The sequence below is a fragment of the Dyella sp. C9 genome (assembly GCF_003332825.1).
In the GTDB taxonomy this organism is placed as follows: Bacteria; Pseudomonadota; Gammaproteobacteria; order Xanthomonadales; family Rhodanobacteraceae; genus Dyella.
This window is the reverse complement of record NZ_QIRF01000001.1, coordinates 272871-290920: the sequence shown is the minus strand read 5'-3', so window position 1 is coordinate 290920 and position 18050 is coordinate 272871. Positions and strand designations below refer to the sequence as shown.

Annotated in this window: 16 protein-coding genes; 3 read left to right on the top strand and 13 right to left on the bottom strand. The window is 67.8% G+C overall.

Annotated elements, in window-relative coordinates; translation table 11 throughout:
• Nucleotides 1-601 precede the first annotated feature (601 nt).
• Both gltX and DVU99_RS01305 read right to left on the bottom strand, forming a co-directional pair.
• On the bottom strand, nt 602-2002 hold the full coding sequence (gltX, locus tag DVU99_RS01310) for a glutamate--tRNA ligase (protein ID WP_114238398.1): 1401 nt from the start codon (nt 2000-2002) through the stop codon (nt 602-604).
• A gap of 105 nt (nt 2003-2107) precedes the next feature.
• Nucleotides 2108-2542, bottom strand: a complete 435-nt coding sequence (locus DVU99_RS01305) for a DUF4399 domain-containing protein (protein WP_114238397.1) — start codon at nt 2540-2542, stop codon at nt 2108-2110.
• Nucleotides 2543-2709: 167 nt separating this feature from the next.
• Here DVU99_RS01305 and DVU99_RS01300 point away from each other — a divergent pair, with 167 nt between their 5' ends.
• Together DVU99_RS01300 and DVU99_RS01295 are read left to right on the top strand one after the other, a co-directional pair.
• Nucleotides 2710-3870, top strand: coding sequence for a glycosyltransferase family 1 protein (locus DVU99_RS01300; RefSeq protein ID WP_114238396.1), 1161 nt, complete (start codon nt 2710-2712; stop codon nt 3868-3870).
• Nucleotides 3839-4411, top strand: a complete 573-nt coding sequence (locus DVU99_RS01295; RefSeq protein WP_114238395.1) for a phosphatase PAP2 family protein — start codon at nt 3839-3841, stop codon at nt 4409-4411. Before DVU99_RS01300 ends, DVU99_RS01295 begins: the two co-directional genes overlap by 32 nt.
• 579 nt (nt 4412-4990) lie before the next feature.
• Here DVU99_RS01295 and accD read toward each other — a convergent pair.
• The 3 genes from accD to trpB all read right to left on the bottom strand — a co-directional run bounded on the left by accD (nt 4991) and on the right by trpB (nt 8046).
• Entirely contained in the window at nt 4991-5860 is an 870-nt protein-coding gene (gene accD / locus DVU99_RS01290) for an acetyl-CoA carboxylase, carboxyltransferase subunit beta (RefSeq protein ID WP_114238394.1), read from the bottom strand.
• 180 nt (nt 5861-6040) lie between these two features.
• Nucleotides 6041-6838, bottom strand: a complete 798-nt coding sequence (trpA, locus tag DVU99_RS01285) for a tryptophan synthase subunit alpha (RefSeq protein WP_114238393.1) — start codon at nt 6836-6838, stop codon at nt 6041-6043.
• Nucleotides 6835-8046 carry a tryptophan synthase subunit beta gene (trpB, locus tag DVU99_RS01280; protein WP_114238392.1) on the bottom strand — a complete coding sequence of 404 codons (1212 nt, stop codon included), beginning with the start codon at nt 8044-8046 and terminating at the stop codon, nt 6835-6837. The genes trpA and trpB overlap by 4 nt, the downstream gene beginning before the upstream one ends.
• A gap of 110 nt (nt 8047-8156) precedes the next feature.
• On the opposite strand from trpB, the gene DVU99_RS01275 reads away from it, so the two are divergent.
• On the top strand, nt 8157-9053 hold the full coding sequence (locus tag DVU99_RS01275) for a LysR family transcriptional regulator (protein ID WP_114238391.1): 897 nt from the start codon (nt 8157-8159) through the stop codon (nt 9051-9053).
• 332 nt (nt 9054-9385) lie between these two features.
• Here the strand turns inward: DVU99_RS01275 and DVU99_RS01270 are convergent, their stop codons facing one another.
• The 8 genes from DVU99_RS01270 to aroC all read right to left on the bottom strand — a co-directional run bounded on the left by DVU99_RS01270 (nt 9386) and on the right by aroC (nt 18032).
• Entirely contained in the window at nt 9386-10390 is a 1005-nt protein-coding gene (locus DVU99_RS01270) for a cupin-like domain-containing protein (protein WP_114238390.1), read from the bottom strand.
• A 76-nt stretch (nt 10391-10466) separates the two neighbouring features.
• Nucleotides 10467-11084 carry a phosphoribosylanthranilate isomerase gene (locus DVU99_RS01265; protein ID WP_114238389.1) on the bottom strand — a complete coding sequence of 206 codons (618 nt, stop codon included), beginning with the start codon at nt 11082-11084 and terminating at the stop codon, nt 10467-10469.
• Nucleotides 11081-11848 (bottom strand): tRNA pseudouridine(38-40) synthase TruA, encoded by a 768-nt coding sequence (gene truA / locus DVU99_RS01260; protein ID WP_114238388.1) that lies wholly within the window; start codon nt 11846-11848, stop codon nt 11081-11083. Before truA ends, DVU99_RS01265 begins: the two co-directional genes overlap by 4 nt.
• Nucleotides 11849-11950: 102 nt before the next feature.
• Complete coding sequence (locus tag DVU99_RS01255) at nt 11951-14254, bottom strand: FimV/HubP family polar landmark protein (RefSeq protein WP_114238387.1); 2304 nt, start codon at nt 14252-14254, stop codon at nt 11951-11953.
• 183 nt (nt 14255-14437) lie between these two features.
• Nucleotides 14438-14725, bottom strand: a complete 288-nt coding sequence (locus tag DVU99_RS01250) for a hypothetical protein (protein WP_114238386.1) — start codon at nt 14723-14725, stop codon at nt 14438-14440.
• Complete coding sequence (locus tag DVU99_RS01245) at nt 14725-15753, bottom strand: aspartate-semialdehyde dehydrogenase (protein ID WP_114238385.1); 1029 nt, start codon at nt 15751-15753, stop codon at nt 14725-14727. Before DVU99_RS01245 ends, DVU99_RS01250 begins: the two co-directional genes overlap by 1 nt.
• A 122-nt stretch (nt 15754-15875) precedes the next feature.
• On the bottom strand, nt 15876-16895 hold the full coding sequence (locus DVU99_RS01240; protein WP_114238384.1) for a D-glycerate dehydrogenase: 1020 nt from the start codon (nt 16893-16895) through the stop codon (nt 15876-15878).
• Nucleotides 16896-16943: 48 nt separating this feature from the next.
• Nucleotides 16944-18032, bottom strand: a complete 1089-nt coding sequence (aroC, locus tag DVU99_RS01235) for a chorismate synthase (protein ID WP_114238383.1) — start codon at nt 18030-18032, stop codon at nt 16944-16946.
• Nucleotides 18033-18050 lie beyond the last annotated feature (18 nt).

Genomic DNA, 18050 nt, shown 5'->3' with positions numbered 1-18050 from the left:
GGAGTACCTCCGCGAGAAGGCTCACCTCCTGCGGGGTTCCGTCCTCCAACCGGCGACGCGAAGCTAGTCCCGCGGAAGGCCGGGGCCCTTTCTCTCGCTTGCCAAAGAGGAAGCCCCCACTCGGCGCCGGTCGGGCTTTTCGACCGGGCTCCTGCCCAGACGGAAGGGATCGACATCCGTATCGATCCCCTGGCGGGCCCGTTCCCCCTCACGGGGAGCCTTTGCGGGCTCGCGCCGCCGCGCGGGATATCGCCAGGCGAAACGTGTTTTGCTCCTTGTAGGAGCGCACCCTGTGCGCGATCAACCGGGGCGAACGGCGGTCGCCCACAGGGTGCGCTCCTACAGGGAGAAAACCAGCTCTTGCTCTCGCCCTTGGCCTTGGCTTTGGCCTCCCTTCGGTCGGAGGCGAGCCCGATCGCGGAAACGTCAAAAACGGCGAAAGGCGCTGGGTGACTCGCTACGCTGGCCCCTTCGGGGCCGCCCTACGGGCGTACTCAGTGCTTCGCACGCCGTCCGGCCTCCGTTGGGAGACGACAAGAGACTCCGCGAGCGCCTTGCGCGCTCGCGGCCTCATCTCAATTCCGAATCCCGCAAACTCCACTCACCCCTTCGCCTTCACCACCGCATCCTCGATGCGCTTGATCGCCACCTCGCGCCCCGCGAGATAAATCGTGTGGTCGATCGACGGCGACACCTGGGTGCCGGTCATCGCCACGCGCAGCGGCTGGGCGATCTTGCCCATGCCCAGCTCCAGCCTGGCCGCAACCTGCTCGATCACGCCATGGATCGGCTCCGGCTTCCACTCGACATCCGCGAGCAGTTCCTTCGCTGCTTCCAGCACGGCCACCGCGCTATCGTTCTGCAGGTGCTTGGCCACGGCCTTGTCGTCCCATTCGGTGATGGGGCCGTACCAGATCTTGGCGCGCTCGGCCATTTCCTTCAGCGTCTGCACGCGATCGCGCAGCGCGACGATCACATCGGCCGGGTTCGGGCCCTTGCTGTAGTCGATGCCCGCCTGGGTCAGGTGCCACTCGAACTCCGGCGCGATCGACGCGGGATCCTCGGTCTTCAGGTAATGCTGGTTGAGCCAGGACAGCTTGGTGACGTCGAAGCGCGACGCGGCCTTGTTGACGTCGGCGACGTCGAACAGGCGGATCATCTCCTCTTCGGAGAAGATCTCCTGGTCGCCATGCGACCAGCCCAGGCGCACCAGGTAGTTGAGCAGCGCGTGCGGCAGGAAGCCGTCGTCGCGGTACTGCATTACGCTCACCGCGCCGTGGCGCTTGCTGAGCTTCTGGCCGTCCGGGCCCAGGATCATCGGCAGGTGCGCGAACTCCGGCACCGGCGCGCCCAGCGCGTGGTAGATGTTGATCTGGCGCGGGGTATTGTTGACGTGGTCGTCGCCACGAATCACCTCGGTGATGCCCATGTCGATGTCGTCGACCACCACGGCGAAGTTGTAGGTCGGCCAGCCATCGGAACGGAAGATCACCAGGTCGTCGAGCTCGGCGTTGCTCCACTCCACGCGGCCCTTCACCTTGTCGTCGAACACCACCGAACCCTCGATCGGGTTCTTGAAGCGGATCACGCGGTTCGGGTCGTCGCGATACGGCTCGTTGCGGTCGCGGTAATAGCCGTTGTAGCGGGGCTTCTCGCCCTTGGCCATCGCCTCGTTGCGCATGGCCTCGATCTCGTCCTTGCTCTCGTAGGCGTAATAGGCCTTGCCGGCCTTGAGCAGTTCGTCGGCGACCTGCTTGTAACGCTCCAGGCGGGTGGTCTGGTAGATCGGGCCTTCGTCATGGTTGAGGCCCAGCCACTGCATGCCATCGAGGATGGCCTGCACGGCTTCCTCGGTGGAACGCTCGCGGTCGGTGTCCTCGATGCGCAGCACGAACTGGCCGCCGCGGCGACGGGCCTCCAGCCAGCAATACAGCGCCGTGCGGGCGCCGCCGATGTGCAGGAAACCGGTGGGACTGGGGGCGAAACGGGTGCGGACGGTCATGGGACGGAGGCTGTCCTGAAAGGCGAAAACGCCAATTTTAGCCGATCCGCGCCCCTGACCGGCATCCACGGGCGGCGGACCGAAGGCCGCGCCGCCCGCGAGGTGTCACTTCACGGTGACGGTGATCTTCTTGGAGACGATCGGCGGGTCGAACGGAATGTGGTTTTCGTCGGCCAGCTCGAGCTGCAGGGTGTGCTTGCCCGGGGCCAGCTTGAGCGTCGTCTCGGTCTGACCGTTGCCGAAGTGCAGGTGGTGCTCGTCCTTGGGAATCGGCTGGCCCGCCGCCGGCAGGTCGGTCACGTCCACCAGCAGATGATGGTGGCCGGTGCCTTCCTTCTTCACGCCGGCCGGCGCCACGCCCATGCCCTTGAGGCCGAACTGCACGGTGACGTCTTGCCCGACCGTGGCGCCGTCCTGCGGCGAAATGATGTAGACCTCGGCGCCTGCCGGTGCCTTGGTGACGGGAAGACCCGGCGCGTCGGCGGCGATGACGCCGCCAGCCAGGGCGGCCAGTGCAAATACCAGCAGCATGCGTTTCATGGGGTGTCTCCGCGCGGGTGAGTCTGGGCAGTGTACTCGCGAACGACGCGCATAGAACCTCATCACCGGCCCTGCCGTGACCGCCGTCATGGGGGCGTCACACACACGCCACGCCCCCGCAACGCCACGGGAGGAACCTGCACAGGGCCAGCAAACGGTAAGTACAAGTGCGCATCGGCATCGTCAGCGAGACCTATCCACCCGAGATCAACGGCGTGGCACTGACCGTGCACAGCCTCGCCGCCGGACTGGCGTCGCAGGGGCACACGGTCGACCTGATCCGTCCGCGCCAGCAGCAGCCTTTCCCGGACGAGCCGGGCATTGTCACCCTGGAAGTCCGCGGCGCCTCGTTGCCCCGCTACCCCGGCCTGCGCTTCGGCCTGCCGGCAGGGCGCACCCTACGCGAACGTTGGACGCGGCTGCGCCCGGATGCGATCTACGTGGCCACCGAGGGCCCACTGGGCTGGTCGGCCGTGCGCGCGGCCCAACGGCTGGGCATTCCCACCGCCACCGGCTTCCACACCCGTTTCGATACCTATGCCGACCACTACGGCGTAGGCTTCCTCACGCCGGTGGTGCGTGGCTACCTGCGCCGCTTCCACCGCCGTGCCGCCGCCACCCTGGTGCCCACCGAAGCGCTCGCCGCCGAGCTGGCCGCACTGGGCGTATCGACCGCCCGCCTGCTGCGTCGCGCGGTCGACACGCAGCTGTTTCACCCGCGCCATCGCTGCACAGAGCAGCGCGACAGCTGGGGCGTGGACGGCAATACGCCGGTGGTGCTCTACGTCGGCCGCATAGCGCCGGAAAAGAACCTGGACCTGGCCGTGCGTGCCTTTCGCGCCATCCAGCAGCAGGTGCCGAAGGCACGCTATGTGTGGGTCGGCGACGGCCCGGCACGCGCTGCGCTGCAGGAGGCCAACCCCGACTTCATCTTCGCCGGCGTGCAACGCGGCGAGGCGCTGGCGCGCCACTATGCAAGCGCCGATCTGTTCCCCTTCCCCAGCCTCAGCGAACCCTTCGGCAACGTGATCCTCGAAGCCTTGGCGTCGGGATTGCCGGTGGTGGCGTACGAGGAAGGCGCCGCGCGCGAACACTTGCGCAGCGGCCACAACGGCTATCGCATCGATGCCGGCAATGAGCAGGACTTCATCCAATCCACCGCGATGCTCGCCGGCAATGCCAGCCTGATCCGCCACATGGGGCGGGCGGCGCATGCCAGCATCGCCAGCCTCTCGCCCGACGCGGTCATCCGCGAATTCGAAAACCTGTTGCGTGAACTGGCCCAGGAGAATGCGCATGAACACCATGCCACCACTGCACACGCCTGATCTGCCTGCAGGACCCCGCTTCGCCATCGACCGCCGCATGTGCGTGGCGGCCAACCGCTGGGGCACGCGCCGCGCCGTCGGCGTGTTCTTCGGCATCATCAGCCGGCTCGGCGATGGCGTGTTCTGGTACTCGCTGATGCTCGCCCTCGCGCTGATCGACGGCCGGCGCGGTCTGCTCGCCGCGGCCCAGATGGCCCTCACCGGCCTGACCGCGCTGCTGCTGTATCGCCTGCTCAAGCGCTGGACGCGCCGCCCGCGCCCGTTCCGCGCCTGCCCCGGCGTGATTGCCCATGTGCCGCCACTGGACGAATTCAGCTTCCCCTCCGGCCATACGCTGCAAGCGGTGAGCTTCACCGTGGTGGCGCTTGCCTGGTATCCGCTGCTGGCGCCCCTGCTGCTCACCTTCACCGCGCTGATCGGCGCTTCGCGCGTGATTCTCGGCCTGCATTATCCCAGCGACGTCATCGCTGCCACCGCGATCGGCAGCGCACTGGGCGCGCTGTCGTTGTGGCTGCTGCCATTCCACGCGCTGCTCGGCTGATCCTGGCGCGTGGCCTCGCCCGGTGCGCCGCCCGCGCGCCACGGGACACGCGTCGCCGCTGATCAATCAGGCACCATCGCGTCGCGATCTCTTTGCCATCAGTCGGATAGCCTACCTATCCACAGGCTTCTCCCGTGCGCATCCACATCTGCTGTGGAAAACCTGCGGCGGTATCGCCCCCACGCGCGAGAAGCGCTCTCCTGTAGGAGCGCACCCTGTGCGCGACCCACCCGCGCGACACCGCTGCGCAATGACGCATCACTGCGTCGCGACGTCTTTGGCATCAGGCAGATAGGACACCTATCCACAGCTTGTTTGTGCGCACGTCCACATCGGCTGTGGAAAAGCCGCGAGGGATCGCCAGTCGCGCACAAGGTGCGCTCCTACAGGTGGGCGTGCACGTGCGTGCTGCATCGCTGCGCAATTTCGCGCCACCGCGTCGCGACGTCTTTGCCATCAGGCAGATAGGACACCTATCCACAGGCTGCTCCCGCATACGTCCACATCGCCTGTGGAAAACGCAGGCAAAAAAAACAGCGCCCGAAGGCGCTGTCTTTTCGCGTAGATCCTGTCGCGAGATCAGGCCACGCGCGGCGCCTTCTGCAGGATGCCGAGCAGGTCAGCCAGCTTGTCGCGCATCTCGCGACGGTCGACGATCATGTCGATGGCGCCGTGTTCCACCAGGAATTCGGAGCGCTGGAAGCCTTCCGGCAGCGTTTCGCGAACGGTCTGCTCGATCACGCGCGGACCGGCGAAACCGATCAGGGCCTTGGGCTCGGCGACGTTGATGTCGCCCAGCATGCCCAGGCTCGCCGACACGCCACCGGTGGTCGGATGCGTAAGTACGCTGATGTAAGGCACGCCCGCGTCGCGCATGCGCGCCAGCGCGGCCGAGGTCTTGGCCATCTGCATCAGCGAGAACAACGACTCCTGCATGCGTGCGCCGCCGGTGGCGGAGAAACACACCAGCGCACTGCGGTCAGCCAGTGCACGCTCGGCAGCGCGGGTGAACTTCTCGCCCACCACCGAGCCCATCGAGCCGCCCATGTAGCTGAATTCGAACGCCACCGCCATCAGCGGACGACCCTTGAGGCGGCCGCTCATGGCCAGCAGCGCGTCCTTCTCGCCGGTGGACTTCTGCGCGGCGATGATGCGGTCGCGGTACTTCTTGGAATCACGGAACTTGAGCGGATCGCTCGGCTCCATGCTGGCCCACAGCTCCTGCGCCGAGCCCGGGTCGAGGAAAGCGTCCAGGCGCGCACGGGCATCGATGGTGTGGTGATGGCCGCACTTGGGGCACACCATCAGGTTGCGCTCCAGTTCCGGGCGGTACAGCACGGTGCCGCAACCGCCGCACTTCTCCCACACGCCTTCGGGCACCTTGCCCTTGCCGGCATTGGAAGCCTCGGCGCGAGCGCGCGGGGTCATGATTTTCTGGAGCCAGTTCATATCAATCAAACCTCGTGGAGCATCTCCCTCTCCCCTCCGGGGAGAGGGTTGGGGTGAGGGGCCAATCTTGCCTCGGTCGGAGTTGAACCATGTGATGTGTTCAACGCACGCTTATTCAACCGCCACCGCAAGCCCCGCCCCTCGCCTCAGCCCCCTCCCGACGGGGAGAGGAAACAAGGTTCAGGCGTCCAGCGCTTGCCGGATTGGCGCCAGGAAACCCTTGGCCCGCGTGGCGATGTCTTCGACATCGGACGCACCGGCCAGGCGCTCCACCAGCGCGCTGCCAATCACCACCGCATCCGCGAAGCCGGCGATGGCCTTGGCCGACTGCGCATCGCGCACGCCGAACCCCACGGCCACCGGAGCCTTCGACTTCGCACGGATATCGGCCACGCGAGCGGCGATGTCGCCCGTGCTCAATCGTGCCGCGCCCGTGATGCCGGCGAACGAGACATAGTACAGGAAACCCTGCGCCGACCCGCACAACTGCACCATACGCAGGGGTGCGGTGGTGGGCGCCGCCAGCAGGATCTGCTGCAGGCCGGCGTCTTTCAGGGGTTGCAGCACCGCAGACTCTTCCAGCGGGCAATCGACGATCAGCACGCCATCCACGCCCGCCTGCACGGCCTCCGCCGCAAAACGGGCGTAGCCGTGAATCTCGATCGGATTGAGGTAGCCCATCAGCACGATCGGCGTCTGCGCGTCGCGCTGGCGGAACTCGGCCACCCAGCGCAGCACGTCGCCGAGGCCCACGCCCTTCTCGATCGCACGCTCGCTGGCGTGCTGGATCACCGGGCCATCGGCCATGGGATCGGAGAACGGCACGCCCAGCTCGATCACGTCCGCACCGGCTTCCACCAGCGCATGCATCAGCGCCACGGCATGCTGCGGGGCCGGATCGCCGGCGGTGACGAAGGGAATCAGGCCGGTACGGCCGGCGGCCTTCAACTCGGCAAAACGGCGGTCGATGCGGCTCATACCTGGACTCCTTCACGCGCGGCGATGGTGTGCACGTCCTTGTCGCCGCGACCGGAAAGGTTGCACAGCACCAGGCCGTCCTTCGGATACTCGCGTGCGAGCTTGATCGCCTGCGCCACGGCATGACTGGACTCGAGCGCGGCGAGGATGCCCTCGGTACGCGCCAGCAGGTGGAACGCCTCCAGGGCCTCGTCGTCGGTCACGCCCACGTATTCGGCACGGCCCGCGTCCTTCAGGAAGGCATGTTCCGGCCCCACGCCCGGGTAATCGAGGCCAGCGGACACCGAATGTGTCTCGGTGATCTGGCCGTTGTCGTCGCACAGCACATAGGTGCGGTTGCCGTGCAGCACGCCTGGACGCCCCGCCGCCAGCGACGCCGCGTGATGCCCGGTGGCGATGCCCTCGCCCGCCGCCTCGGCACCGACGATGCGCACGCCCGGATCGTTGAGGAACGCATGGAACAGGCCGATGGCGTTGGAGCCGCCGCCCACGCAGGCAGTGATCACGTCCGGCAGGCGACCGAACTGCTCCTGCACCTGCTCGCGTGCCTCGCGGCCCACGATGGCGTTGAAGTCGCGCACCATCAAAGGGTACGGATGCGGGCCCGCGACGGTGCCGATGATGTAGAAGGTGTCGGCGACGTTGGTGACCCAGTCGCGCATCGCCTCGTTGAGCGCATCCTTCAGCGTCTTGGAGCCGGAGGTCACCGGCACCACCTCGGCGCCGAGCAGCTTCATGCGATAGACGTTGATCTTCTGGCGCTCGATGTCGACCGCGCCCATGTACACCACGCACTTGAGGCCGAAGCGCGCCGCCACCGTGGCGCTGGCCACGCCATGCTGGCCCGCGCCGGTCTCGGCGATGATGCGCGGCTTGCCCATGCGCCGAGCCACCAGGGCCTGGCCGATGGTGTTGTTGATCTTGTGGGCACCCGTGTGGTTGAGGTCCTCGCGCTTGAGCAGGATGCGCGCGCCGCCTACGTGCTGCGACAGCCGTTCGGCGTAATAGACCGGGCTGGGACGGCCCACGTAGTACTTCAGGTCACGGTCCAGCTCGGCCAGGAATTCCGGGTCCTGGCGCAGGCGCAGGTAGGCCTCGGTCAGCTCGGCCAACGGCGCCATCAGCGTCTCGGCCACGTAGCTGCCGCCGTAGTTGCCGAAACGCCCGTGTTCGTCGGGGTAGACGCTGAAATCGGTGATCTTGCTCATGGAGGGCTCGTCGGGGGTAGGCGTCGGAAAGCACCCGCCACCCTACCCCAAAGGCACGCGCGCCAAAAGCGATATGATGGCCGCCTTATGTCAGTAAAAGTCACATATCCATGACCCGCCCGCTGCCTTCGCTCAACGCGCTGCATGCCTTCGAGGCAGCCGCCCGCCTGGGCAGCGTCAGCCGGGCCGCCACCGAGTTGCACGTCACCCATGGCGCGGTAAGCCGGCATATCCGCGCACTGGAGGACGAGCTGGGCACACCCCTGTTCCAGCGCCAGGGGCGCGGGCTGGCACTTACCGCCGCCGGGCAGCGCCTGCGCGATACCAGCACCGCGGCCTTTACCCAACTGCGCGAGGCCTGCGATGCGCTGCGCCAGGACGCCACGCACTCACCCTTCGTGCTCGGCTGTCCGGTCAGCCTGCTGGCGCGCTGGATGATTCCCCGCCTCGAGCGTTTGATGGCCGAGCTGCCAGGCCTGGACCTGCACCTGCGGCCCACCGAAGGCTCATTCGATCCCTCGCTGCAGGGGCTGGATGCCGCCGTCATGGCGGGTGCGCCGCCCTGGCCCGGCGGGTGGCGCGTGCATCCGCTGGCGCAGGAGCGCATCGGCCCGGTCGCGAGTCCCGATTTCGCGCAACGGCATCACCTCACGCGCGGCCGTCCGCAAGCCTTGTTGAAACAGGCGCTGCTGCACACGGTATCGCGCCCCGGCGCCTGGACGAGCTGGGCGCAAGGTGCCGGGCTTCCTCCGGACAAGCTGCAAGCGGGCCAGGCCTATCCGCACCTGTATCACCTGCTCGAAGCGGCGGTAGCCGGTCGTGGCATCGCCATTGCGCCGCAACCGCTGGTCACGGGCGATCTCGCCTCCGGACGCCTGGTCGCGCCATGGGGGTTCCATGACACCGCCTCGCAGTGGGTGCTGGTCACGCCCGAACGCATGCCGCCCGACCGTTCGGCGGCACTGGCTGCCTGGCTGGAAAAGGAATTCTCGGCCACGGCCGGCTGACGAGGCATGCCGCGTGCGAGCCACGCACCTGCCGCTGTGCAATCAGGCATCAGCGCGTCGCGATGTCTTTGCCATCAGGCGGATAGAACACCTATCCACAGGCTTCTCCCGCGCGCGTCCACATCGGCTGTGGAAAACCTGCGACGGTATCGCCACCCACGCACAAGTAGCGCGTTCTGCAGGCGCGCACCCTGTGCGCGACCCACGCATGCCTTACCCCTGCATAATCACGCGCCACCGCGTCGCGACCTCTTTGCCATCAGGCAGATACGGCACCTATCCACAGCTTGTTTGTGTGCACGTCCACATCGGCTGTGGAAAACACCGGGCGCTCAGAGGAATTGGCGGATACGCTCCAGCAACTTCGCGGTCTGCTCGGCGTCCAGTTCGCCCAGCCAGCCACGACGCGCCGGGGGTATATGCGCGGCAGGGTCCTCATCGCCGAACACGTAGTGATCGAACAGCACGCGCCACGCCGCCCGCTCGGCAGGTGGCAGCGACTTGAACAGCAGGATGGCGTGCAGCAAGCCGCCCAATCGCGACGCGGGTACCAGCCCGTCGCCCTGCGGCTGCTTCCACCAGTAGTTCACCAGCGCATTGAGCGAGCCCAGCGAGGCGACGTGGTGCCACCACATCGGCGGGATGTAGATCGCATCGCCCGGCGCGAGCTCGGCCACCAGCGCGTGCTCCAGCGCGGCTTTCAGGCGCGGGTAGCGCGGGTCGTCGAGCTGGTCGAGTCGCGCCATGCTGATCGCCGTGCCGGTGGGCGCGAAGTCCAGCGGCCCGATGTACAGGTTGCCGATCTGTTCCGGCGGAAACAGCGTGAAGCGCCGCGCGCCGCAGGCCACGCAGGCGATGTTGTGGTACTCGTCGCAGTGCGCCGGCGTGGTGACGCGGTTGCCGATCCACAGGCGCGGCTGGATGCCCGCGTCCAGCAGCGGCATGGCATGGCGGTCGAGGAAAGACGGCAGGCAACTGGCCACCGGCGCGCTTTGTAGCGCAACGCCCGGCGCATCGCCCTGCCCCGCCACCATCAACAGGCGCTGCAGGGCCTGCGTCACGGAAACGCGGTGATGGGTGAAATTGAACGCCTCGGCCTCGCCCCGGTAGCCCACCACGCCATCGGCGTCGGGCGGCATGCGCAGCACATCGACCGGCGTGCCGTTGTCCATCAGCGCCAACGCCTCGGCGAACGACTGCGTCGACACCGATGCCGCGGCCACCACGGGCCAGTGCTTTACCAGGCCACGCATGACCCGCGGCCTCCCGGCGCGCACGATCTCCTCAAGTGCATCGGCCCGGCCGTCGTAATGGAACTCGTCTATGGGAGCGGACATGCGTGACCTGAAGGCGCGGAACGGTGCCTGGGCATGCTAGCAGCGCCACGCCTTCCACAGGCGGGCACGTCGCGCCTCAACCCGCCTGTCGAACGGCCTGGATGAAATCCGCGAGCTTGTGCGGGTCCTTGATGCCGGGAGAGGACTCCACGCCGCTGGCCACATCCACCGCCCATGGCCGCGCCACGCGAATGGCCTCCGCCACGTTCTGCGCAGTCAGTCCGCCAGCCAGAATCAGCGGCTGCGCGATATCGCGGGGCATCAGCGACCAGTCGAAGCGCTTGCCGCTGCCGCCCGCCTCGCCCAGCCCGTGTCCATCCAGCAGAAGCCCAGAGGCGGAGGGGTAACGCTGCAGCTTGTGCAGCGCCGCCTTGCCCTCGCCCATCGCAATGGCCTTGAGGAAACGCCGGCCGAACTGGGCGCACCAGTTGTCCGGCTCCTGGCCGTGGAACTGCAGGAGGTCGGGCTGCACCGCTTCGATCACCTCCTGCACCAGCTCGGCATCATCGTCCATGAACAATGCGACGATGCTGACGAACGGCGGCATGGCATCGGCGATGGCTCGCGCCTGGGCCAGCGTCACGCGGCGCTTGCTGCGCGCGGTGAACACCAGGCCGATGGCGTCGGCGCCCAGCGATGCCGCCAGTTGGGCGTCCTCCACGCGCGTCATGCCGCAGCACTTGATGCGGGTCATCGGCTCACCTCCGCCGGCAGGCCCCACTGCGCGTCATAGCGCGGCCCGAGGAAGGTGAGGCCCGACGCCAGCGCGGTGGGCCCGGCCACTTCGCGGTTGCGGCCTTCCAGCAACTGGTGCATCCAGGCCACCGGCTGCTCGCCGCGTCCGATCGGCAGCAGGGAACCGACGATGTTGCGCACCATGTGGTGCAGGAAGGCGTTCGCCTCGATCTCGATGATCACCTGCTCGTCTTCGCGCCGCACGCTCACCGCCAGCACCTCGCGCCGCGCGTGCGCGGCCTGGCAGGAAATGGCGCGGAATGCGCTGAAATCGTGCTCCCCGACCAGGGCCTGTGCCGCCTCGTGCATGCGCGCGGCATCCAGTGGCAGGCGCTCCCAGGTCACGTAGCGCGCCTCCAGCGCGGCACGCACCGGCCGGTTGAGGATGCGGTAGCGATAGCGCCGGCTGCGCGCGGAGAAACGCGCATGGAACGTGGGTTCCACCGGCTGCGCCCAGAGCACCGCCACGGTGCCCGGCAGGTTGGAACAGGTGCCCAGCACCCAACCGCGCATGTCGCGCACCACCTCGGTGTCGAAGTGCACGACCTGGCAGCGACCGTGCACGCCGGCATCGGTGCGACCGGCGCAGGTCACCTCCACCGGGTGGGCCGCGACGAAGGACAAGGCCCGCTCCAGCGCCCCCTGCACCGTGCCGCCATGGCTCAGCCGCTGCCAGCCGGAGAACTCGGTGCCGTCGTATTCGATGCCAAGGGCGATGCGCATGGAGAAGCAGTTGCAGGAAACAGAAGCACAGGTTAGCAGGCCCCAAACGAACTCGGGCCGGCGAAGGCCGGCCCGAGCGGGGTTTGCGGTACGAACGAGGATTCAGCGGATGCTTTCGAGCAGGCGCTTGGCCACGTCCTTCTGCATCTGCGAGCCTTCGTGCAGCACTTCCTCGAGCATGGCCTGCGCGCCGTCCGGATCGCCCATGTCGAGATAAGCGCGCGCCAGGTCCAGCTTGGTGTCGACCGGATCATCGCTGAACTGGCCCAGCTCGTGCTGCAGATCCTCGGCGGACGCATCAGCGACCGGCTCGGCGAACTGCCAGCTGGAGGCTTCGCTCTCGAAGGCTTCTTCTTCCTCGTCCTTTTCGGCCGTTGCCGCCGGCGCCGGTGCGCCGGCATGGGCCTGCGCGGGACGCGGGGTCAGGTCGAAATCGAAGTGGTACTCGCTGACCTTGGGATGCTGCGACGGGGTCGCCGGGATCGGCGGCAGTTCGTCACCCTGCTCTTCATGGGCGTAGTTGCCCAGGTCGAAGTGGTGCAGTGCTTCGTGCTCTTCGCCCGCGGCCGGCACCGGCACGCCCTGGGCGAACAGCGGGTGCTCGGGAACCAGGTCCTGGCCCATGTGCACCACATCCTGCCATTCGGACTGCTCCGGATCGCTGACATGGGCGTACATGGCCTCGGCGGCTGCCTCGAAGTGGTCCACGTCGCGGCGGCTGTAGTACAGGCTCACCAGCTCCAGGTGCAGGCCGATGTCATCCGGGTGCTCGGCCAGCTGGTCGAGCAGCTCGTCCTGGTCCGGATCGTCGCTGGTCGGGCCGATCGGCGGCACCGTGCCGAAGCGGTCGGCGAGCGAGGCGGAGCCCGCGGCAGCGCCAGCCGGCTTGCGGCTACGGCTGCGCAGGGCGAGCAGGAGCAGCACCACGGCGGCGCCGGCACCACCGGCCCAGGCCCAGGTCTGCATGTACCAGGGATCTTCCTCGACCACCGGGGCGGCCTTGGCCACCGGCTTGGCGGCGGGCTTGGCCACGGGCGCCTTGGCCACGGCCGGGGCCGCTGTGCTGGCATGGGCCGGCGTGGCGCTGCTGGCGGCCGCCGGGGTGGCCACGGCCGGCGCAGCGGCAACCGTGGCGGCCGGCGCCGGGGTGCTGGCCGGCGCACTGGCCTTCACCACGGTCTCCTCGGCGGGCTTGGCCGGAGCGCTGGCCGGCGCAGCCGGCAAGCCGGCGGCCTTGCGCGCCTCGGCCAGCTTGCGCTGGAGCTCGGCGATCTCGTTGTCCTTGAGCGACAGCAGGCGTTCGTTCTTGCTGTTGATGTCTTCCAGGTCCTTCAGGCGCGACTTCAGCTCATCGCCCTGCTGCTGCAGAGTGGTGAGAGCCTCCTGGCTGCGCAGCAGATCCTGGTGCAGCGCGGCCATGCCCTTTTCGGCCTGGGCACCCTTACCGCCCTTGCCGGCGCCGGTATCCGCACCTTCCTTGGCCGGAACCAGGGCCAGGTGATCGCCGGACGGACCGGTGGTGGTGGGCGCCGACGAGGCATTGGCGCGGGTGCCGGCATCGGCCACGGTGGTCGGCACGCGGGCGGCGCCGGAGCGCCAGTCGCTGTTCTGGCGACGCACTTCCTCGGCGGCGGCCGCCACGGCCATCGCCTGCGCGTCTTCACGCGACGGCACGCGCAGCACGGCGCCGGTCTTCAGCGCATTGATGTTGTCGCGGTAGAACGCGTCGGGGTTGGCCTGCTTGAGGGCCAGCAGCATCTGGTTGGTGTCGATGCCCTCGGGCGCCGTCTGGTGGGCGATCGAGGAAAGCGTCTCGCCACGTTCCACCGGGCCGAACGTACCGCCGGCGGTGGCGCGCGGAGCCGGGGCGGGCTTGGCCGGCTTGGGGGCCGGGGCCGGTGCGGCAGCCGTCTCGCTCGACTGGCTGGCGGCCGGCGTGGTGGCGGGTGCCGCGTGATGCGAGGACTTGGCCGTGGACTGCACCGGCGCCTGGGTGGCGGGCACGCTGGCCGGCGCATTCGGCGGATCGAGCAGCAGAGTGAACTCACGCAGGCTCTTGCCGGCGGCGCTGTCCACCTCGACCAGCAGGTCCAGGTACGGGTCGTTGACCGGCTCGACGCTGGTGATGCGGATGATCTTCTTACCGTTGCCGCCATCGACCACGGCGAACTGCAGGGGCACGTTCGGACCGGCAGCAACCCCAGCCTGCGCGGCATCCGCAGCGGAAGCCAGGCGCGCGCTCAGGTCCTGCAGCTCGGCCGGGCTGCCGGGATTGACCGGGATTTCAGCCAGCAAGGGCTGGCCCAGCGCCGACTTCACCTGGATCTGGCCCAGTTCCAGCGCGGCTGCCTGGCTGCTGCCAAGGGCAAGCGCCAGCAGCATCGACAGCTTCAAAGAACGATTCATCGTGTATTCCCCCGAACGACCCCGTGACGTTTCTTGTAGGCTTGCCGCAAGGCGGCAGCGTCTGGAACGAGGGGTCACTTTAGTTAGGTACAGGCCAATCAACAATAGCGCCGGCCAATGCTTACGACATCTTGCTGCAGTTTGTTCTTGCCTGGAAAAGCCTGCCGCAGTAAGCCACCCGGGTCAGGGGTGGCCACTCCCCTTGGACGGAGCCTTCAGGGCATCCAGCTGCCGCTGCAACTCGGCGATGGCCTGGTCCTGTTCCTTCAGCTTGGCGTCGGCCTGGTGGGTCCGGGATTCCTCTCGCGCCACGTCACCCTGCAGTTGGTGCACCTGCGCCTGCTGCTGGGTGATGGCCTGCTCCACCTGCTTCTGCTGGGCGGCCGAGCCGCCCGCCTGTTCCGTGGCTGCCCGGGCGGGCCCCATCACTGACAGCAAACAGCACGCCAACCCGGCCAGCCCGACTTTCATTACAGGTAATCCTTGATCAGTAGTTCGGCGATCTGCACGGCATTGAGCGCCGCACCCTTGCGGATGTTGTCCGACACGATCCACATGTCCAGCCCGCGCTCGTGCGAGATGTCCTCGCGGATGCGCCCCACGAACACCGGATCCTGCCCCGCGGCATCGCCCACCGGGGTGGGATAGCCGCCCGCCTTGCGCTCGTCGATCACGACGACGCCCTCGGCCTTTTCCAGCAGCTCGCGCGCCTGCGCGGCGGTGAGCTTGTCACGGGTCTCGATGTGCACCGCTTCGGAGTGCCCGTAGAAAACCGGCACCCGCACCGCGGTGGGATTCACCTGGATGGTGTCGTCCTCGAGGATCTTGCGCGTCTCCCACACCATCTTCATTTCTTCCTTGGTGTAGCCGTTGGGCTGGAAGTCGTCGATGTGCGGGATGACGTTGAAGGCGATCTGCTTGGGAAACTTCTTCAGTTCCACGTCCTGGAAGGTGAGCAAGGCCGCGGTCTGCTTGCCCAGTTCGTCCATGCCGCTGCGGCCCGCCCCGGAGACGGACTGATAGGTCGCCACGTTGATACGCTCGATCCCGGCCGCGCGATGGATCGGCGCCAGCGCCACCAGCATCTGCATGGTCGAGCAGTTGGGGTTGGCGATGATGCCACGCGTGGTGTACTCGGCAATCGCGTGCGGATTGACCTCGCTCACCACCAGCGGAATGTCGTCCTGGTAGCGAAACTCGGAGGTGTTGTCGATCACCACCGCTCCCGCCGCCGCCGCGCGCGGCGCGTGCTCGCGGCTCACCGAGCCGCCAGCCGAGAAGAACGCGATGTCGACGCCAGCGAAGTCGTAGTCGGCCAGGTTCTGCACCGTGGATTGTTTGCCGCCGAAGGTGATTTTCTCGCCGGCCGAACGCTCGCTCGCCAGCGGCACCAGCTCGCTTACCGGAAAATCGCGCTCGGCCAGGATGGCCAGCAGGGTCTCACCCACGGCGCCCGTCGCGCCGACCATTGCCACCTTGTAGCTGCTCTTCTTGCTCATGTCCCGTTATCAGGTAGGAGGAATCGGAAAACCGTCCCGGCGGCACCGATCTCCGCTATGCGCGGAAATCTAGCCGGGGCGGCGCGCAATACAACCTGCGACATGCATGGGCGTGAAAGTCATCACGCTTTGCCTGCCGCCCAGTGGCTCATCACCACTGGATTGAGCGGCGTGGGCGGTTGTCCGGCCACATCGCCAAATCCAAATGCCGCGATCACATTGTCAGCCGCCAGGTTGGCCATGGCGCGGCGAGTATCTTCGCTGGCGCTGGCGATATGCGGGCTGAGCACGGCATTGTCCAACGCCAACAGGTCCGGATGCACCTGGGGTTCGCCTTCGAACACGTCCAGGCCCGCAGCCGCCAACCGACCCTCGCGCAGGGCGGCGGCCAGGGCGGCGTCATCCACGATGCCGCCGCGGGCCACGTTCACCAGCACCGCCGAGCGCTTCATCGCCGCCAGTTCCGGCGCGCCGATGGCGTGGCGGTTGGCCTGGGTGAACGGCAGCACCAGCACCAGGAAGTCTGCCTGGGCCAGCAGCTCGGGCTTGCCGACCAGGGTGGCGCGACACTCCTGCTCCACCGCCTCGGGCAGTCGCGTACGGTTGTGATACAGCACGCGCATGCTGAATCCCGAAGCCCGGCGGGCAATGCCCTGCCCGATCCGCCCCATGCCAAGGATGCCCAGCGTGCGGCCATGCAGATCCAGGCCCAACCAGTCGTCGAAGCGCATGTTGCTGCCGGGCCAATGCCCGGCACGCAACCAGCGCTCCGCTGCGCCCACGCGCCGGGCTGCCGCCAGCATCAGCGCCCAGGCGAAATCGGCCACGCTTTCGGTGAGCACGTCAGGGGTATTGCTGGCCAGCACACCCGCGCGGGTCAGTGCGTCCAGATCGAGGTTGTTGTGGCCCACGCCCAGGTTGGCCACCACCTTGAGCCGGGTGTTGCCATCCAGCACGGCCGCGTCGATGCGGTCGGCCAGCCCCACAATGGCGGCATCGGCACCGGCCAGCCCGGCCTTCAGCTCGGCAGGACTGCGGGGGCGCTCCTCGGCCTGTGCTTCCACCTCGAAGTACTGGCGCAGGCGATCCAGCACTTCGGGGAATACGGGGCGCGCGACCCAGACTTTCGGTTTGGCGTTCATGATGCGTGTACTTCTGTCCTGGGCCGGCCGCAAGGCGACCGGCATGGCTTACGGAATACGGGGAGCGACCTCGCCGACGTCGCCGCACTGGGCACGGTGGCGCAGGGCGTGGTCCATCAGCACCAGGGCCACCATGGCTTCGGCGATCGGCGTGGCGCGAATGCCCACGCAGGGGTCGTGGCGCCCCTTGGTGACCACCTCCACCGGCTCACCGGCGAGATTCACGCTATGCCCGGGAACAAGGATGCTGGACGTCGGCTTGAGCGCCATCGAGGCAACCACGGCCTGCCCCGTGCTGATGCCGCCCAGGATGCCGCCGGCGTGGTTGGACGCAAAGCCGTCCATCGCCATCTCGTCACGATGCTGGCTGCCATGCTGTGCCACCACGCCGAAGCCGTCGCCGATCTCCACGCCCTTCACGGCATTGATCGACATCAGCGCGGCGGCGATGTCGCCATCGAGCTTGCCGTAGATCGGCTCGCCCCAGCCGGGCGGCACGCCGTCGGCCACGACGTTGACGCGCGCACCCACCGAATCGCCCGACTTGCGCAGCGCATCCATGTACGACTCCAGCACCGGCACCCCGTGAGCATCGGGCCAGAAGAACGGATTCTGCTCCACTGCGTTCCAGTCGAACGAACCCGGCGTGACTTCGCCAATCTGCGCCATGTAGCCGCGCACGCGCACGCCGTGACGCTCAGCCAGCCACTTCTTGGCGATCACGCCGGCCGCCACCCGCATGGTGGTCTCGCGTGCCGAGGAGCGGCCACCACCACGCGGATCACGGATGCCGTACTTCTGCCAGTAGGTGTAGTCGGCGTGACCAGGGCGGAAGGTTTGCGCGATGTCGCCGTAATCCTTGCTGCGCTGGTCGGTATTGCGGATCAGCAGCGCGATCGGCGTGCCGGTGGTCCGGCCTTCGTAAACACCCGAGAGGATCTCGATATCGTCCGCCTCGCGTCGCTGCGAGGTGTGGCGGCTCTTGCCGGTGGCGCGACGATCGAGGTCGGCACGGAATTCCTCGGCGGCGATCGGCAGCCCCGGCGGGCAGCCGTCGATCACGCAGCCGATGGCCGGTCCGTGGCTTTCGCCGAAGGTGGTGACGGTGAAGAGTTTGCCGAAGGAATTACTGGACACGTGGCTCGTCGTCTGCGG